Raw genomic sequence first — 14,735 nt, forward strand, 5'->3', positions numbered from 1 at the left:
CATGTTTATTAACTGGCTTGCGGGTGGCATGGGCAGCGCCTATCAACCGTCAGGCAGCGGAGGAGAAAAACGATGCCCGGGCTTTATCTCGAAGAGTTCGTCGTCGGACATGTCTTTCGGCACACGCTGCGCAAGACCGTCACCGAAAGCGATAACATGCTGTTCTCGGTGATGACGCTGAACCCACAGCCGCTGCACATCGACTTCGACTTCGCCGCCAAGAGCGAATGGGGCAGACCGCTGGTCAATTCGCTGTTCACGCTCGGCCTGATGATCGGCATTTCCGTCAATGACATCACCGTCGGCACCACAATTGCCAATCTCGGCATGAAGGAGACGGTGTTTCCGCACCCGGTCTTCCACGGCGACACCATCCGTGTCGAAACGACGGTGCTCTCAGTCAGGGACTCGAAATCGAAGCCGGACCGCGGCATCGTCGAGTTCGAGCATCACGCCTACAATCAGAACGATGTGCTCGTTGCCAAATGCACGCGCCAGGCGATGATGATGAAAAAGGCGGCCTGATGCGCTCGCTGCTGTTTGTGCCCGGGGATTCCAAAAAGAAACTGGAGAAGGGTTTTGGCGCCGGCGCCGACGTGGTCATCGTCGACCTTGAGGATTCCGTGGCGCCACAAAACAAGCCGTCGGCACGCGACATCGCAGCACGCTTTATTGCCGGCAACAGGCAGCAGACAAGCTCCGCCATCTATATCAGAGTCAACGACCTATCGACCGGGTTGACCGACGATGATCTGGCCGCCCTGGTTCCGGTCAAACCCGACGGCATCATGCTGCCGAAGTCGAACAGCGGCCAGGATGTCCAGCAGCTATCCGTAAAGCTCCGCGTACATGAGGCCGAAAACGGATTGCCGGATGGCGCGATCAAGATCCTGCCGATCATTACCGAGACCGCTGCTGGGTTGCTGGCCGCCGCGACCTATGCCGGGGCAAGCGCCAGGCTTGCCGGCCTCACCTGGGGTGCCGAAGATCTGTCGGCGGCGATCGGCGCGCAGGCTGCGCGCGACGACAACGGCCGCTACACCGATGTCTTCCGCCTTGCCCGCACCATGACCATCCTTGCCGCCGGCGCAGCTGAAGTCGCGGCGATCGACACGGTTTTCCCCGCCTTTCGCGACATGGCCGCCTTCGAAGCCGAATGCACGGAGGCCGAGCGTGACGGCTTTACCGGCAAGATGGCGATCCATCCGGCGCAAGTGCCGGTCATCAACGCCGCCTTCACGCCATCGGCGGAGGCAGTGCAACGCTCGCAGGCCATCGTCGCGGCCTTCGAGGCGGCCGGAAATCCCGGCGTGGTCGGCATTGACGGCAAGATGTATGACCGGCCGCATCTCAGGCTCGCCGAACGGCTTCTGGCTCGCGCCAAGGCAGTCGGGGTTTAGTCCCGCGCCAGCACGATGACCCGGTCCTCAGGCAGGTAGGCCAGCGCTTGCGACTTCAACGGGTTGACGGTGACGCCGCCCAGAGCCCGCTCATCATTCTGCGCAGCGCGAACGCGCCTATGCCCGATGGCGATCTCGCCGCGCAGACGCGCCGATTCCGCGATCGTCCAGAACGTCACCGGATGGTCGATGGCGACATAGTCGCCGACCGGACGCATGTAGATTTCGGAGCCCTCCTCGTCGAGCAGGTCATCGAAGATCGCGGCGAGATGCTGGTTCTCGGATGCCTGCGCCAGCATCAGGCTGACCAGCCTGTTGCTGACGACGAAGTCATCGGCCTTGGTCACCGCCGCCAACTCGCGGTTGCGCACGTCGATCATTTCGCTGACAATCGAGATATGCGTGCCGGCATCGTCTGCGATTTTGCGCAAATGCAGCAGCGTCACCAGCGTGCGCGTATCGGCGGGCTGCGCTGCCATGGTCTCGCTGTAGCCGAGGACGAGCACGTGGTCGTAGGAAGGCACGTCCAGGCTTGCCAGTGCTGTGCTGCTCGACGTGTCGGTGATCCGGCAGGAAACCGACAGATTGTCGCCGACGACCGGCAGCCCGGCAACTTCCTGTTCGAGGCCTGGCGTATCGGCGGCGATGGTCAGGATCGAACCAGGCGCGACATAGCGCGACAGTTCATAGGTTATGATCGGACCGCGCCGGTTCCAGCCAAGGATCAGCGTGCGCTCCGGCTTCGCCTCGATGGGATGATGGCGAAGAATCGCCGCGGCATCGATCTTGGCTCCGGCGCTTCCCAGCTTGATGGCGGCATCGTCCTCGGCAATGATGATGGCGCGCATGTCCTTGCCGATTACCAGCTCCGACGGCGGGTTGAGATTGACGCGCCCCTGCTGGTCGCAGAGCCCGATCAGCGTGCAACGCTCATACGCCATCACTGCCTCGCCGAAGGTCTTGCCGGTGAGATCAGGCTGCTCGGTCGTGTAGATTTCGCAGCCGTCGAAATCGAGCAGCTCCGAATAGACGCCGCTGAGACCCGACTGCCGGCTCGAATGCACGACGATGCGCGAGATCAGCTGGTCGGCCAGGACAAGCTGTACCTCGGCCCCGCCGACGACGCGGGCGACCTCGGCGTTCTTTCCGTCGCGGATCTCGGCGGCGATGTTATAGGGCGCCGTGCGCCGGTTCGGGTCGTTGGCCAGCGCCAGCACCGTCTTGATCACCTGCGAATCCGGGTCGTCGCCGTCCGGCGACAGCACGATGATCGAGCGCGAGGTCTGCGGGTTGACGATGGCCAGATCGTAGAGGTCGGTCGGGTCGCCGCTGCGGCAGATGATGCGTGTATTGCCCAGTCTGCCGACTTTGGCGGCGATCTCGTCCTCCATCGCCACCTTGTCCATATTGGCCATGACGACAATGCGCGGATGGCGGCGGCTGGCATTGGCAATGACGAGTTCGGAGATGACGTCGAAGATCGACGGCGACCAGTTGAGGACGATGGTGTGGTCGCTCTCCAGCACCCGCGAACGGCCCTTGCGCAATTCATCGAGCTTGCTGTCGACGCCGGCGCTGAGCACGCCGATGAGGGCCGACACGACGAAGATGCCGGCGAGCGTGACAAAGAGCATGACGAGACGAAAGGCCCAGCCGGTGTCGCCGCCCATCGTGCCGGAATCGAGCGTGCGCATCAGCGATTCCCAGAATGCTTCGAAGAAGTTCAGTGGTTCGCCGCCCTCCGGCGCGATGCGGGTCACCGCAAGAAAAGCCGCGGCGGCGATGATGATCAGCAGCGAAGCGACGGCGAGCCAGCCGATCAGCGCGATCGGCCCGGCCGCCATGCTCTTGTCAAACCCATAGCGCAGCCGGGTTCGCAGCGAGTCTCGTTTCTTCATGTCGCCGGCGACCCCCAAAAAAATCCCCATGGTCGATGCGCCACCCCCCAACGCATCGCCGAAGCCGCTGTCTTAGCCTGTGTTTAAATAAAGGGGAATCGCTTTCGGGTGTCAGCCGTTCCACGGCCCCGCATAATCGGCATAGAGCTTTGCCGGATCGGGCCGCGGCCGTTCCGGCGCCGGTCCCTGATAGCAGCCGATATGGACGAAGCCGACAACACGTTCCTGTGGCGCCACTCCCAGCAGCGCCCTGCCCTCCGCCACGTCGGAATACCAGTTGCTGATCATGTTGGTGCCGTAGCCCAGCGCATTGGCTGCGATCATCAGGTTCATCGCCGCCATGCCGCCGGACAGGAACATTTCCCATTGCGGGATTTTTGGATTGTCCTTCGGGCTCGAGACCACGCCGATCACCAGCGGCGCACGCGAAAACCGAGCCAGTTCCTGGTTGCGGCGGTTTTCCGGCAGCGGTCCTTCGCGCTGTTCGGCGAGCGCCGCCAGCTTCCTGCCGATCTCGACGCGCGCCTCGCCGCGATAAAGGATGAAGCGCCACGGCTCCAGCCGGCCGTGATCGGGCACCCGGCTTGCAGCCGCGATCATGGTCGCGATATCGCCATCGCTGGGCGCCGGTTCCTTCAATTCAGGAATCGGTGCGGAGTTTCGGGTCAGCAGGAAGTCGATGATCGGCGACGCCATGGGGGCCAGGTCTCCTAAAGCACTCGATTTTGAGCTGAAGCGCGCCATTGCGGATCGGGGCGGCTCGGGCATTGGCGCGGGCGCGCCGGACGAAAGAACCTGTTGCCAAGGCGGTCGGACTCTTAAGCCTTGAAATTGCCACCGCCTTGGGCTTCAACGCAAGGCATGTTTGAGGGGACATCGCGCCTTTTCCTGATTTGGCTCGCCGTAGCGCTGTTTGCGCCGGCCTCGATGGCCATGGCGCAGAATGCCGACGGCATCGGCAATCTGAAACTCCCCGATATTTCGAGCTATGCACCGCCCAAGGGCGAGACGCCGCTGGCACTCGGTGGTGGCGGTGCCATAACGCTGTCGGCGCAGTTGACCGACAAGGGCGCCGACATCACGCGCGGCATCGTCTGGCGCGTCTTCAAGCCCGAGGCCGCCGGCGACGGCAAGCTGCCGATGGTGGCTTCCGCGCATGGCGGCAGCGCCGTGTTTCAGCTCGAACCCGGCAGCTATCTGGTCCACGCCTCATACGGACGCGCCGGCGCCACCAAGCGCATCACCGTCGGCAAGGACGCCAGGCGCGAAAGCCTGGTGCTCGATGCCGGCGGCCTCAAGCTCGACGCGGTGCTGTCGGGCGGCGTGCGTATTCCGCCGAAAAAACTGCGCTTCTCCATTTATGAGGGCACCGCCGAGGCCAATGGCGACCGCGCTTTGATCATTCCCGATGTCGAGCCGAACAGCGTCGTGCGGCTCAACGCCGGCGTTTATCATGTCGTCTCCACCTATGGCGCGGTCAATGCCGTCATTCGCTCCGACATCCGCGTCGAGGCCGGAAAGCTGACCGAAGCCACCGTCGAGCATCGCGCGGCGGAGGAGACCATGAAGCTGGTGCGCGAGACCGGCGGCGAGGCCATCGCCGATACATCCTGGTCGCTGCTCAACGAATCCGGCGATCCGATCAAGGAGGCCGTCGGCGCCTTCGCCTCGATGGTGCTGGCCGAAGGCCAATACACCATCATCGCCAAGAACCGCGACCGCATCTACCAGAAGGATTTCACCGTCGTTGCCGGACAGAACCAGGAGATCGAGGTGCTGGCCACCGAGGCGTCGGCCATCGATCCCGAGGAAGGCGCCGACTAGGTTGTGGACTCATAAGCCCGAAGCCACAGCCGGACGGATCGACCTTGCGATTCGTTTCTAGGCACCGGTTGGAGTGGCCACGATCCGGCATTCGTGGTATGTTTTTGCGGCCTTGAAAGCATGACCCGTACCGCAGTTTGCCTTGGGAGATGCCAAATGCGCATGTCCTTGCTTTTCATTCCACTACTGCTTGCACCGATTGTATCGCATGCCGCCGGCATTCACGACGCCGCCATGAAGGGCGATGTCGCGGCGATCACGGCAGCGCTCGACGCTGGTGCCGGCGTCGATGAGAGCGACGGGCGCACGACACCACTCTATCTTGCGGTCAAAGGCGGTCATTTTGCAGCGGCAGAACTGCTCATTGAACGCGGTGCCGACGTCAACGCCGTCCCGGACCCGCGTTTGGGTCCTGCCCTTATTCTGGCTTTGGCAAAACGCAGGACCGATTTGATCAATCTGTTGCTGGACGGGGGCGCAAATCCAAATTCGAAGCGCAGCCGCGAAAACGCTATCCACATCGCGGTCAATCTCGGTTGCCTCGATTGCGTGAAAGCACTGGTTGAGGCCGGCGCGGACGTGAATGCGAAGACAAAGGACGGCAAGACACCGCTCCATCTGGCAAAATTCAAGGGGCAACGCGAAGTTGCTGACTATCTCATGTCGCACGGCGTCGTGTTGCCAACGCCAGCTCCGATCTCGATGAAGTTGGCTGCTGCCGATGTCGAGAAAGGCCGAACCTACTTCACACACGTGTGCCACGGTTGCCACAATGCCGAGCCACAGGGAGGGATCAAAACGGGACCGAACTTATGGGGCGTCGTCGGCCGCGACAAGGCATCCATGGCAAATATGCGTTACTCCGACACCTTGCTGGCCTTAGAGGGTGTATGGACGTACGAGGACCTGAACACATATCTGCTTGAGCCCATGCTCACCACGCCGGGTGTTTACATGGAGGTGCCTGGCGTCCCGGACGAGACCGAACGGGTCAACCTGATCGCCTACTTGCGTACACTCAGCGACAAACCGCTCCCACTGCCCTAGGAGCTATTGAGCAAAAAGGCCGAGGTTGTCGAAAAGTTGACCGACTGAACGTCGTTTATGAGTACACGCCCTAGTTAGCGTCTCTCAGGCTGCCTTGCGCATACGGCGCGGCAGGAAGTGGACGCGGCTGCGCGGTGCGTCGGGCGCCAGATCGAAGACGCCGCGATGAAGGCGATCAAGCAAGGTCTTGCGGTCGCGCAGCGGCTCCAGCTCATCCCAGCGCAGTACGTTGCCGACGCGAACGTCGATCGCTTTGCCGGACAGCCGCGCGAATTCGCGGATGAGCATTGAAAGGCGCAACGTCAGCGACGCCTTGCCGACGAATTTCGCCAGCCTTCCTTCGCGCTCCCCCATGTTCATCGGGCCGCTGACCAGATGGAACAGCCGGCCGTTCTGCCCGGAAAAATGCATCGGCACCACCGACGCCTTGGCGTCCTGCACGAGGCGCGCCGGAAACATCTTCCACGGCAGGTCGCGCGCCCGGCCAAAGCCTCTCGGCGCGGTGGCGACGCCGCCGGCCGGAAATACCACTATGGTAACGCCCTCTTTCAACAGCCGCACTGCCTCGTGGCGCACCGCCATGTTGTTCTTCACCGCGTCCTTGGTCTCGGAAAAGTCGATCGGCAGCGAGTACGGTTCCATTTCGCGGACCTTCAGCAGATCCTTGTGGATCATGACGCGGAACGGACGCCCGAGCTGCTCGACCAGCGACAGCACTGCAATGCCGTCGCCAATGCCGAACGGGTGGTTGGCTACGATCACCAGCGGTGTGTCCGGCAGCTTTGCCGGCGGCCACTGATCGGTGCTGCGGACCTTGACGTCGATCAGCTGCAGCATGCGGCTGAACACGCGCTCGCCGGTCGGCGCCACCTGGCGGCGCCAGAAATCATAGAGCGCGGCATACCGGTCGCGCCCCGACAGACCTTCAATGGAATGGATGAACCAGCGCGTCAGCGCCGGCTGGCTCGCATTGGCGTAGGAGAGTTCGGGAAACGGCCTTTCCCGTATCTTCAGCTTGAGCATGGGGGCTCGTTACAAGGTTGGCGTGACAGGCATGTGAAAATGGCGGTGGATCGCTCCACCGCCATTTCTCCGAAATATTGATTGCTCAGGCCGCGCTGCGCCTTCGGTCGGGCGAAACAGCCTCGTCGGAAAGCAGCTTCAGCGCGTCGGCCAGCTTGAGCGATTCCTGATCGCGCGAGCCGAGCCGGCGGATGTTGACCGTCTCCTCTTCCGCCTCGCGCTTGCCGCATACGAGGATCACAGGAACCTTGGCCAGCGAATGCTCACGCACCTTGTAGTTGATCTTCTCGTTGCGCAGATCCGGTTCGGCCAAAAGTCCTGCCGCCTTCAACTGTGCGACGACCTTTCGCGCATAGTCGTCAGCATCCGAGGTGATCGTCGCCACAACCACCTGCAGCGGCGCGAACCACAGCGGGAAATGACCGGAATAATGCTCGATCAGGATGCCGAGAAAGCGTTCCATCGAACCGCAGATGGCGCGATGCACCATCACCGGCTGCTTCTTTTCCGAATCCGAACCGATGTAGAAGGCGCCAAAGCGTTCCGGCAGATTGAAGTCGACCTGCGTGGTGCCGCACTGCCATTCGCGGCCGATGGCGTCCTTCAGCACATATTCGAATTTCGGCCCGTAGAAAGCGCCCTCGCCCGGATTGATCGAGGTCTTGATGCGGTTTCCCGAGCGCGTCCTGATTGTATCCAGCACGTTGCCCATGATCGCCTCGGCATGATCCCAGGCCTCGTCGGTGCCGACGCGCTTATCCGGCCGCGTCGACAGCTTCACGCTGACATCGTCGAAGCCGAAATCGGCGTAGGTCGACAGGATCAGATCGTTGATGCGCAGGCACTCCGCGGCCAGCTGCTCCTCGGTGCAGAAGATGTGCGCATCGTCCTGCGTGAAGCCGCGCACGCGCATCAGCCCGTGCAAGGCGCCGGACGGTTCGTAACGATGCACATTGCCGAATTCCGCAAGCTTTACGGGCAGATCGCGATAGGATTTCAACCCATGCTTGAATATCTGCACGTGGCCCGGACAATTCATCGGCTTCAGCGCGAACACGCGGTCGTCGTCGGTGTCGTCGCCGGCCACCGTCACCTTGAACATGGCATCGCGATACCAGCCCCAGTGGCCCGACGTCTCCCACAGGCTCTTGTCGAGAACCTGCGGTGCGTTGACCTCCTGGTAGCCCTGCTCGTCGAGGCGGCGGCGCATGTAGTTGACCAGATTCTGGAACATCTTCCAGCCCTTGGCGTGCCAGAAGACGACGCCCGGCCCCTCTTCCTGGAAATGGAACAGGTCCATCTCGCGGCCGAGCTTGCGGTGGTCGCGCTTCTCGGCCTCTTCCAGCATCGTCTGGTAGGCATCGAGTTCAGCCTGCTCGGCCCATGCCGTGCCGTAGATGCGGGTCAGCATCGGGTTGTTCGAATCGCCGCGCCAATAGGCGCCGGCCACCTTCATCAGCTTGAAGGCGTTGCCGATCTGGCCGGTCGAGGCCATGTGCGGGCCGCGGCAGAGGTCGAACCATTCGCCCTGGGAATAGATCTTGAGATCCTGGTCTTCGGGAATGGTGTCGATCAGCTCGAGCTTGTAGCGCTCGCCCTTCTCGGCAAAGACCTTTTTCGCCTTGTCGCGCGACCAGACTTCCTTGGTGAACGGCTTGTTGCGCGCAATGATCTCGCGCATCTTCTTTTCGATCACCGGGAAATCGTGAGGCGTGAACGGCTCGTTGCGGGCGAAGTCGTAATAGAATCCGTTCTCGATTACCGGCCCGATGGTCACTTGCGTTCCCGGCCACAGTTCCTGCACGGCCTCCGCCAGCACGTGTGCTGCATCATGACGGATGAGCTCCAGCGCGCGCGGATCGGTGCGGGTGATGATCTCGACCTTGCCGGACTTGCCAAGCGGGTCGGAAAGATCGCGAACGGTGCCGTCGATGGCATAGGCGACGGCTTTCTTGGCCAGCGACTTCGAGATCGATTCGGCGAGGCCTGCACCGGTCATCGCCGCGTCATAGTCGCGAACGGAGCCATCGGGAAATGTCAGGGAAACGGAATTCAGCATTTGTATCTCCTATCCAGTCCCGCAAACGAGCGCGGGTGGTCGTGGTGTGAAGCCGGAGGCATCCGGCAGCGGGCGGGTTTTAGAGGCCACGCGGCATCAGGTAAAGAGCCGTCGTTGGCGCAGCTGTCAGGAAATGGCGCGACAGATGTCGCAGGCCAGTCGCACAGGCTTGCGAATCTCCCCGACACGAGGTTGGAATCCCCGGCATGGAAGACGCAAAACCCAGCCGAACCGCCTTGGGCGTCGCGCGCATGCGGGCCCTCCACCAGTTCTCGCAGCAGGCGGCGCTGTTTCGCGACCCATATGCGAGTGCGATACTGGGCGATGCCGCACCGACGGTGCAGGAGCTCGAGCAGGAAGGTGAGCGCAGCCGGCGCATGCGCCTGTTCGTGGCAGCGCGCGCCCGCCTCGCCGAGGACTGGCTGGCTGCGGCGGTGCGCCGGGGCGTCCAGCAAGTGGTGGTGCTCGGCGCCGGCCTCGACACTTTCTCGCTGCGCAATCCGTACCCTGATGTCGCGGTGTTCGAAGTCGATCACCCGGCGACACAGGCCTGGAAACGGAAATGCATCGCCGATGCTGGTCTTGCCGAACCGCGGGCCACCATGTTCGTGCCGGTCAACTTCGAGCGCCAGCGCCCCGCGGATGAACTGGCATCGGCCGGTTTGCGGCAGACCGAGCCCAGTTTCTTCATCTGGCTGGGTGTCGTTCCGTATCTGAGCCAGGACGCAATCTTCAGCACCCTGTCCTGGATTGCCGGCATGCCCGGTTCGGAGGTCGTCTTCGACTACAGCGAGCCGGCCGAGAACCGCGATGCGGCTGGACAGGCTGCCCTCTCTTTCCATGCGGCGCGCGTCGCCGCTGCCGGAGAGCCCTGGATCAGCTTCTTCGTGCCCGCGGCACTGGCGCAATCGCTGCGCGAGCTCGGCTTCGATGAGATCGAAGATCTGGAAAGCAGCGACATCGCCGCCCGCTTCTCCAGGACGCCAAAGGCGGAGACAAGGAATTCCGGCGGCCACATCCTTCGTGCCCGCCGGAGCACTTGAAGCTAAAGCAAGTTCACTTCACCAGTTGCGGCAAATCCCTCAGGAACGCCCCGCGGGTCGCCGGGCCCTTCGGTGTGTCGATCGGTTTGGTGTCGACGACCAGCCGGGCGAAGACGATCCGCCGGCCGCCCTTTTCGGCCCAGCCGACGAACCAGCCCAGCGAGCGCTTGTCCTTGCTGTTTCCCAGCCTGGTGCTGCCGGTCTTGCCCTGCACCGTCCAGCCGTCGGCCTGGAAACTCGGCAGGATGGCTCGGGTCATCTCATGTGCCTTGGCAGAAACCGGCATCTTGCCGGCGAGCAGCCGGCGCAGGAAGGCTGTCTGTTCGACCGGCGATATCTCAAGCGAGGAATTTATCCACAATTGCGTGAGCCCGTTGTCCTTGTCGGCATCGCCCGAGACATCCATGTTGCCGTAGCCGAATTTCGAGACGTAGAGGGCAAAGCTTTTTGCGCCGAGCCGGCGCACGATCTCGCGCGAATACCATACGATCGAGTCGCGCTCCCAGATCGTCGGGTCCACGGCCTTGTGGTCGCGCTTCACCGCCTTGAACTCGGGCTTGTAGTCCCAGCTCGGCGTATGCGCGTCGCTGAGGATGCCGCTGTCGTAACCGATCAGCGCCAGCGGCACCTTGAAAGTGGACGCCGGGCTGACGCGCTGGTCGCAGACGCCGTTCTGATAGAGCGTCTCGCCGCTTGCGGCATCCTGGATCAGCGTGCATTCGACATCGCTGAGCGGCGCCGATTGCGCCCGCATCGGAAATCCCAAAAACCAGGCCAGCAGGAACAGGATCGCGGCAATGATGAAGGGATGGGTTTCGATCCGGCGCATGCGAGCTCTCTCCTGGGGAATGACCAGGAGCCGCTTAGCGAACTGTCTTGGCTCGATTTTGACTCAAATGCGCAGTCTTTGTGCAGCCCGTTGTTAACCCTACCGGATCGTAAAGAAATACGGCCTCGGCGATATGGGATGAGGCTGCTCTGGCGCTGCCGTCAGGCCTCGCGCTTCCTGCCGATCTGCCAATAACGCCATGGCATGAACCAGACGTAGCGCGGGGCGAGCACCTCCGGCACGCGGTCGATGCCATGCGTACCGAACGGACCGCAGCGCAGCACGCGAAACAGCCCCATCCAGCCGCCGGCCCACAGGCCGTGGCGGGCGATCGCCTCATGCGCGTATTCGGAACAGGTCGGCAGATGCCGGCAGGAATTGCCGACAAAGCCGGAAAGCGTCAGCTGGTACAAGCGCACCAGCGACGTGCCGAAAATGCGGCCAGGCGTCTTGCGCCAGGAACCGGGCCAATTGCGCCCGCGCCGGGTCTGTCCGGCGGCATGCACATGCCGATGTTGGTCGCCCACCGCGGTCTCTTTCTGAACGTGATCCCCAACCCGGTTTCGGGATCAGCTTGCGTTTCCAAACCGATAGATGTGAGCTTCGGCAGGCAAACGCAATCCCATTCACGCACTCGCCTCTTTGTCGGCATCAGGGTCTCGAGCGGCGAAACGGATGCCGGTCACCCGACGTCGACCAGCGACCGGGGCTCGCCGGCCTTTCTGCAATGCACGAGGCATGATGCCGCTGTCGCCATGCCACTGAAATGTCGCGATCCGCATCACATCGCAAAAGATTTCCAGTAACTGGATCATGGCCGCATCTCCTTTGAGACGGATTAGACGCCCGCTGGCCTTCGCCTTCAAACGAGTATAATTTCCGGCTCAGATAACTTCGGGTTATGCGAAATGAAGCGCGGACGGCTGCCCCTGACGGCATTGCGAAGTTTCGAGGCAGCCGGCCGGCAATTGAGCTTTAGCCGGGCCGCCGAGGAGCTGTTCGTCTCCCAGGCCGCCATCAGCCGGCAGATCCGCGAACTCGAGCAGTTCCTGCGCCAGCCCTTGTTCCACCGCCATCACCGCCGCGTCGAGCTGAGCGAAGCCGGCCAGCGCCTGCTCGATCAGTTGGTCAGGAGTTTCGACGACATCGACAGGCTGCTTTCGGACCTGGTGGCGGCCCCGGCGCAGTCGGTGGTTCGCGTCAGCGTCGAGCCGTCGCTGGCCTCTGTATGGCTGTTGCCGCGGCTCAACCGCTTCAGCCAGTTGCGGCCCGATATCGACGTTTCCCTCGAGGTCGACCCAAGGCCGATCGAGTTCCGCAGCGATCAGCCCGAACTCGCCTTGCGCTTCAGCGCGCGCGCCACCTCATGGCCGCGCAGCGAGGCCGAATGGCTAGCCTCGACCGTCGATTCACCGGTCTTGTCGCCGGCCTTGCTGGCATCGGGCCCTGCCCTCGAAAAGCCGCTCGACCTTGCCCGCTACACGCTGTTGCACGAGGAAAATCGTCAGGGCTGGGCGCGCTGGTTCGAAGCGGCTGGCGTCGCCGCCGACGCCATTCCGGCGCGCGGCCCTATGCTGGCGGATGTGTCGCTGTCGAAGCAGGCGGCCCTGCTCGGCCACGGCGTGGCGCTGGGCGACCTCTTGCAGATTGGCGAGGAGATTGCATCCGGCGCGCTGATCAAGCCGTTCGACATCGACGTCGCATCGGGCGCCTACTGGCTGGTGGCCAGGAGTTTGAAGGATTTGCCGGAGCCGGCTAAGGCCTTTGCCGACTGGGTGAGAAGCGAATTTGCCGAAAGCAGACGGGCGCAGGAACAGCAGACCTAAGCCGTCGTGCTTCTTAAGCCTTCGGTTCTATTTCTGCTGCGCGCCGGATGACATCACTCGGCCGTCGAAATTGACCGTCGTCTCGCGCCAAGCCTGGTAGCTATCGGCATAAGTCGCAAGGCCAATGAAGGGCGCACAGCGGGTAATCGCCCGAACTGCGCTGTCATTGAACTTCTTGCCCTGTGGTTCTGTTGCAGGATTGAGTACCTTCGGCGGCGCCGCCAGCGAACCATCCCGGTTAAAGCTGATTTTGACGCGTGTGGCCACAAGTTCGTCGCCGAGGGGGATAATCCAGCAGCCAGCCAGCTTGTCAGCGAGGTAGGCGGCAGCCTTCTGCTGCGAGGCGTTTTCTGCGCCGGCAGCATAGCCACTCGTGACCAGCGAAACCACAAGGCCCGAAGCCACCATCAACCAATGCAAACGTCATGTCCTGCGCGAAGCCCGCGCTATGTCACGCTGCTTCTTCGGCGCGTTTCTTCTCGATCTGACCGATGGCATCGACGACCGCATCGAAGGTCAGCATGGTCGAGGCATGACGCGCCTTGTAGTCGCGCACCGGCTCCAGATATCTCAGATCGGCAAAGCGGCCTTGCGGCGGCGCGCCGTTTTCCTTGAGCATCTTCAGCATGGTGTCGCGCACCGCCCGCAATTCGTCGGCGCTGGCGCCGATGATATGTTGAGCCATGATCGAGGACGAGGCCTGGCCGAGGGCGCAGGCCTTCACGTCATGCGCGAAATCGGTGACGACGCCATTGTCCATCTTGAGGTCGATGGTCACCGTCGAGCCGCACAATTTGGAATGGGCCTTGGCCGTCGCATCCGGATGATCGAGCCGGCCGATGCGTGCGATGTTTCCGGCAAAACCCAGAATTTTCGCATTGTAGACGTCGTCAATCATATTTTTCCAATCCGTCGCCGCCAAGCGAACAGCGATTGCCGCTGTGGCGTCTTTCATTCGCTGCGTACGACCATATATAATGGTGGCAGTCGGGTATCGACAAGGCAACGCAGAGCCATCGTCCTTGCCCATTTCGTTCACGCCGCTTGCGGGCTGGAAACCGGGCGAGTTTTCAGCACCCGAAAGGTCGTGGTCCGTTCAACTCGTTCCTCCTGAGAGAGGAACTACGGGAGACGCCTTTATGGATGCCGTCATCAAGAAAATCATGCCCCCTTCCGACTATCTGGACAAGCCGGTCACCGACAGGCCGAGCGAGGCCGAGGTCGAGGCCGCCGTGCGCACGCTGTTGCGCTGGACCGGCGACAATCCGGACCGCGAGGGCCTGATCGACACGCCCAAGCGCGTCACCAAGGCCTTTCTCGAAATGTTCAACGGCTATGACATGTGCCCGGCCGAAGAACTCGGCCGCACCTTCGAGGAAGTCGCCGGCTATGACGATCTCGTCATCGTCAGGGACATCCAGTTCCACTCGCATTGCGAGCACCACATGGTGCCGATCATCGGCAAGGCGCATGTCGGCTACCTCCCGGACGGCAAGGTCGTCGGCCTGTCCAAGATCGCGCGCGTCGTCGATATCTTCGCCCATCGCCTGCAGACTCAGGAGGCCATGACCGCACAGATCGCCGGCGTCATCCAGGACGTGCTCAATCCGCGCGGTGTCGCCGTCATGATCGAGGCCGAGCATATGTGCATGGCCATGCGCGGCATCCGCAAGCAGGGCTCCACCACGCTGACCTCGACCTTCACCGGCGTGTTCAAGGACACGCCCGAGGAACAGGTCCGTTTCGTCACCATGGTGCGCGGCCTCGGGGCGTAAGCCCCTCGCCG

16 protein-coding genes are annotated in these 14,735 nt (G+C 62.5%); 7 read left to right on the forward strand and 9 right to left on the reverse strand.

Going from position 1 to position 14,735, the window contains the following annotated elements:
- Nucleotides 1-12 precede the first annotated feature (12 nt).
- A complete protein-coding gene (locus tag NKH38_RS06090; RefSeq protein WP_444848965.1) occupies nt 13-525 on the forward strand; it encodes a MaoC family dehydratase in 513 nt (170 codons plus the stop codon).
- Entirely contained in the window at nt 525-1,400 is an 876-nt protein-coding gene (locus NKH38_RS06095) for an HpcH/HpaI aldolase/citrate lyase family protein (RefSeq protein WP_023710650.1), read from the forward strand. The genes NKH38_RS06090 and NKH38_RS06095 overlap by 1 nt, the downstream gene beginning before the upstream one ends.
- On the opposite strand, the gene NKH38_RS06100 is transcribed toward NKH38_RS06095, so the two are convergent.
- Nucleotides 1,397-3,328 carry a CASTOR/POLLUX-related putative ion channel gene (locus NKH38_RS06100; RefSeq protein ID WP_352761609.1) on the reverse strand — a complete coding sequence of 644 codons (1,932 nt, stop codon included), beginning with the start codon at nt 3,326-3,328 and terminating at the stop codon, nt 1,397-1,399. The genes NKH38_RS06095 and NKH38_RS06100 overlap by 4 nt on opposite strands.
- Before the next feature lie 81 nt (nt 3,329-3,409).
- Nucleotides 3,410-3,994, reverse strand: a complete 585-nt coding sequence (locus tag NKH38_RS06105) for a nitroreductase family protein (RefSeq protein ID WP_023723386.1) — start codon at nt 3,992-3,994, stop codon at nt 3,410-3,412.
- A gap of 165 nt (nt 3,995-4,159) precedes the next feature.
- On the opposite strand from NKH38_RS06105, the gene NKH38_RS06110 reads away from it, so the two are divergent.
- Together NKH38_RS06110 and NKH38_RS06115 are read left to right on the forward strand one after the other, a co-directional pair.
- Complete coding sequence (locus NKH38_RS06110) at nt 4,160-5,122, forward strand: RgsD C-terminal domain-containing protein (protein WP_023695450.1); 963 nt, start codon at nt 4,160-4,162, stop codon at nt 5,120-5,122.
- Nucleotides 5,123-5,278: 156 nt separating this feature from the next.
- Complete coding sequence (locus NKH38_RS06115) at nt 5,279-6,169, forward strand: ankyrin repeat domain-containing protein (protein ID WP_352761613.1); 891 nt, start codon at nt 5,279-5,281, stop codon at nt 6,167-6,169.
- An 84-nt stretch (nt 6,170-6,253) separates the two neighbouring features.
- Here the strand turns inward: NKH38_RS06115 and NKH38_RS06120 are convergent, their stop codons facing one another.
- Entirely contained in the window at nt 6,254-7,192 is a 939-nt protein-coding gene (locus NKH38_RS06120) for a lysophospholipid acyltransferase family protein (RefSeq protein ID WP_352761616.1), read from the reverse strand.
- An 85-nt stretch (nt 7,193-7,277) separates the two neighbouring features.
- Nucleotides 7,278-9,251 carry a threonine--tRNA ligase gene (gene thrS / locus NKH38_RS06125; protein ID WP_352761619.1) on the reverse strand — a complete coding sequence of 658 codons (1,974 nt, stop codon included), beginning with the start codon at nt 9,249-9,251 and terminating at the stop codon, nt 7,278-7,280.
- A 206-nt stretch (nt 9,252-9,457) separates the two neighbouring features.
- Here thrS and NKH38_RS06130 point away from each other — a divergent pair, with 206 nt between their 5' ends.
- Entirely contained in the window at nt 9,458-10,294 is an 837-nt protein-coding gene (locus NKH38_RS06130; RefSeq protein ID WP_023729878.1) for an SAM-dependent methyltransferase, read from the forward strand.
- A 13-nt stretch (nt 10,295-10,307) separates the two neighbouring features.
- Here the strand turns inward: NKH38_RS06130 and blaOXA are convergent, their stop codons facing one another.
- From blaOXA to NKH38_RS06145, 3 genes are all read right to left on the reverse strand, one after another.
- Entirely contained in the window at nt 10,308-11,123 is an 816-nt protein-coding gene (blaOXA, locus tag NKH38_RS06135; protein ID WP_352761622.1) for a class D beta-lactamase, read from the reverse strand.
- 161 nt (nt 11,124-11,284) lie between these two features.
- On the reverse strand, nt 11,285-11,650 hold the full coding sequence (yidD, locus tag NKH38_RS06140; RefSeq protein ID WP_352761625.1) for a membrane protein insertion efficiency factor YidD: 366 nt from the start codon (nt 11,648-11,650) through the stop codon (nt 11,285-11,287).
- A 99-nt stretch (nt 11,651-11,749) separates the two neighbouring features.
- Nucleotides 11,750-11,938 carry a hypothetical protein gene (locus NKH38_RS06145; protein ID WP_352761627.1) on the reverse strand — a complete coding sequence of 63 codons (189 nt, stop codon included), beginning with the start codon at nt 11,936-11,938 and terminating at the stop codon, nt 11,750-11,752.
- A gap of 93 nt (nt 11,939-12,031) precedes the next feature.
- Between NKH38_RS06145 and NKH38_RS06150 the strand changes: the two genes are divergently transcribed.
- Nucleotides 12,032-12,949 carry a LysR substrate-binding domain-containing protein gene (locus NKH38_RS06150; protein WP_352761629.1) on the forward strand — a complete coding sequence of 306 codons (918 nt, stop codon included), beginning with the start codon at nt 12,032-12,034 and terminating at the stop codon, nt 12,947-12,949.
- A gap of 27 nt (nt 12,950-12,976) precedes the next feature.
- Here NKH38_RS06150 and tolA read toward each other — a convergent pair whose 3' ends face one another.
- Together tolA and NKH38_RS06160 are read right to left on the reverse strand one after the other, a co-directional pair.
- Nucleotides 12,977-13,369, reverse strand: coding sequence for a cell envelope integrity protein TolA (tolA, locus tag NKH38_RS06155; protein ID WP_352520476.1), 393 nt, complete (start codon nt 13,367-13,369; stop codon nt 12,977-12,979).
- A gap of 31 nt (nt 13,370-13,400) precedes the next feature.
- Complete coding sequence (locus tag NKH38_RS06160) at nt 13,401-13,847, reverse strand: iron-sulfur cluster assembly scaffold protein (RefSeq protein ID WP_352520477.1); 447 nt, start codon at nt 13,845-13,847, stop codon at nt 13,401-13,403.
- 241 nt (nt 13,848-14,088) lie between these two features.
- Here NKH38_RS06160 and folE point away from each other — a divergent pair, with 241 nt between their 5' ends.
- Nucleotides 14,089-14,724: a GTP cyclohydrolase I FolE gene (folE, locus tag NKH38_RS06165; RefSeq protein ID WP_023667622.1), complete on the forward strand. Its 636-nt coding sequence runs from the start codon at nt 14,089-14,091 to the stop codon at nt 14,722-14,724.
- The last annotated feature ends 11 nt before the right edge of the window (nt 14,725-14,735 follow it).

Origin of the sequence: Mesorhizobium sp. M1078 (assembly GCF_040318615.1) — a bacterium.
Classification (GTDB): domain Bacteria; phylum Pseudomonadota; class Alphaproteobacteria; order Rhizobiales; family Rhizobiaceae; genus Mesorhizobium.

Bases quoted from the DNA above. Each gene is read 5' to 3' on its own strand.
- NKH38_RS06095 (WP_023710650.1), top strand. From the start codon at position 525: ATGCGCTCGCTGCTGTTTGTGCCCGGGGATTCCAAAAAGAAACTGGAG.
- NKH38_RS06100 (WP_352761609.1), bottom strand. From the start codon at position 3,328: ATGGGGATTTTTTTGGGGGTCGCCGGCGACATGAAGAAACGAGACTCG.
- NKH38_RS06105 (WP_023723386.1), bottom strand. From the start codon at position 3,994: ATGGCGTCGCCGATCATCGACTTCCTGCTGACCCGAAACTCCGCACCG.
- NKH38_RS06110 (WP_023695450.1), top strand. From the start codon at position 4,160: ATGTTTGAGGGGACATCGCGCCTTTTCCTGATTTGGCTCGCCGTAGCG.
- NKH38_RS06115 (WP_352761613.1), top strand. From the start codon at position 5,279: ATGCGCATGTCCTTGCTTTTCATTCCACTACTGCTTGCACCGATTGTA.
- NKH38_RS06120 (WP_352761616.1), bottom strand. From the start codon at position 7,192: ATGCTCAAGCTGAAGATACGGGAAAGGCCGTTTCCCGAACTCTCCTAC.
- thrS (WP_352761619.1), bottom strand. From the start codon at position 9,251: ATGCTGAATTCCGTTTCCCTGACATTTCCCGATGGCTCCGTTCGCGAC.
- NKH38_RS06130 (WP_023729878.1), top strand. From the start codon at position 9,458: ATGGAAGACGCAAAACCCAGCCGAACCGCCTTGGGCGTCGCGCGCATG.
- blaOXA (WP_352761622.1), bottom strand. From the start codon at position 11,123: ATGCGCCGGATCGAAACCCATCCCTTCATCATTGCCGCGATCCTGTTC.
- NKH38_RS06145 (WP_352761627.1), bottom strand. From the start codon at position 11,938: ATGATCCAGTTACTGGAAATCTTTTGCGATGTGATGCGGATCGCGACA.
- NKH38_RS06150 (WP_352761629.1), top strand. From the start codon at position 12,032: ATGAAGCGCGGACGGCTGCCCCTGACGGCATTGCGAAGTTTCGAGGCA.
- NKH38_RS06160 (WP_352520477.1), bottom strand. From the start codon at position 13,847: ATGATTGACGACGTCTACAATGCGAAAATTCTGGGTTTTGCCGGAAAC.
- folE (WP_023667622.1), top strand. From the start codon at position 14,089: ATGGATGCCGTCATCAAGAAAATCATGCCCCCTTCCGACTATCTGGAC.